This is a genomic window from Paraburkholderia guartelaensis (genome assembly GCF_004353905.1).
GTDB classification, from domain to species: domain Bacteria; phylum Pseudomonadota; class Gammaproteobacteria; order Burkholderiales; family Burkholderiaceae; genus Paraburkholderia; species Paraburkholderia guartelaensis.
Genome location: NZ_SMOD01000147.1, coordinates 1 through 1,525, shown reverse-complemented (window position 1 = coordinate 1,525; position 1,525 = coordinate 1). Strand labels below are relative to the sequence as shown.

Below are 1,525 nucleotides of genomic sequence, written 5' to 3'. Positions count from 1 at the left end.
TCGATGGACGGCAAAGGCGCCTGGCGCGACAACGTGTTTGTCGAGCGCGTGTGGCGCAGCATCAAGTACGAAGAGATTTATTTGAGAGCCTACGAGTCGGTCAGCCACGCCCGGCGCTCCATTGGCCAATACATTGAGCTGTACAACCGCAAACGTCCTCATTCGAGTCTGGCGGATCAGACGCCCGATGAGGCATACTTCGCGACGCTGCCAGCGATCAAATCGGCAGCATGATCGCCCCGGACGTTCCACTTAAAAATCGCGGGACCCTGTCCGAACAAGCGGCACCACCTCTGGTAGCAGTCGAGCCGGTCGCCGTAGATGCGCACCTTCAGCCGGTGGCCAATCAGGCGCGACGGCGCACTGTAGAGGATGCCCCGCACCGTAAACGTGCTGCAGCGGGTCACAGGAGCCTCTTCCTCGACGAAGTCGGTGGTACGGTACTCCGGCAGATCCTGAAGCTGCTGGCGCTCGATACGGAACGCGGCGGCGCAGCGCCGGTTTCGGCGCATCACCTGCTCGCGGATGAATTCGTCGTAGGCGGCGCGATCAACGAAGTCGCGATGGCCACGCAGCATCAGGGCTTGATCGACTGCGTCCTTCAGATACCGGTGCGAGGATTCGACACTCCCGTTCTCGTGACCCAGGCCGCGATTGTTACGCGTGCCCTGCATCTCGTAGTGATCGAGCAGCGCCTTGTAACGGGTCGTGAAGTCTTCCTTCTCGCTCAGGTTCTTGAAGGCGGCTGACAGGCTGTCGGTGCGATGCTCGCTCGGGCAACCTCCCGCCTGCCATAGAGCGTTCTGCAAACCGTTGGCGAGGGCTTCGAAGCTCTCGCCTCCCTCAACCACGCAGGCATATTCCCAGCGCGAGAATGCCAGCACGAAGTGATACAGCCGGTGCTCGAACGGCGCGCCGCCAATCGTCACGCACAGCTTGTTCATGTCGGTGAAGTCAGACAGTCCGCGCACGCCGGGTTGATGCTCCTGGGGGAAGAAGATCTCCTGGCTGGGACCTTCGAGCGCCCGCCATTGAGAAATGCGTCGTTCCAGCGTGCGACGCATGCTGTCGGGATAGCAGCCCGGGTGATCATCCTGCAGCTTGCGCAGGATCGTGATGCCCATCAGGTGGGGAGCGTTACGCAGCAAAGGCACGACCTCGCTGTCCCAGACATCGGCGAACGGATCGGGACGGGTGCGCCAGGAGCGCTGCGCCTTCTGGGATGGCAACGTCGCGTCACGCTCGATGCGGCGTGCGCTGCGCACGCTTATTCCTGCCTTCGCGGCCGCGAGTTCCTGCGGATGGTGTTTGCGCTTGTTCATGTAGAGGCGAACCTGTTGGTCGGTGATGCGGGTTCCAGACATGTGCTGACCGCTTCTTCTTTAAGAATCGATCAGCCATCCTATTGCCCCGCCGACGCGGCGCCGCCGGTGGTTCGTCGTCTCCGGCGGCTACGCCGCCTCCGACTCCTGACCACCGGCCAAAACAAACGTCAACGACCGGCCAACATAATTGTCGCCCCCCA

General features: G+C 62.0%; 1 protein-coding gene and 1 pseudogene. One reads left to right on the top strand and one right to left on the bottom strand.

Features of this window, described 5'->3' with window-relative positions; all coding sequences use genetic code 11:
• On the top strand, positions 1-234 hold a 234-nt coding region (locus tag E1N52_RS43680; protein WP_133190276.1), incomplete at its 5' end, for an integrase core domain-containing protein.
• Between the two features lie 62 nt (positions 235-296).
• On the opposite strand, the pseudogene istA reads toward E1N52_RS43680, so the two are convergent.
• Positions 297-1,364, bottom strand: a pseudogene (istA, locus tag E1N52_RS43675) (IS21 family transposase); the annotation flags it as partial.
• Positions 1,365-1,525 lie beyond the last annotated feature (161 nt).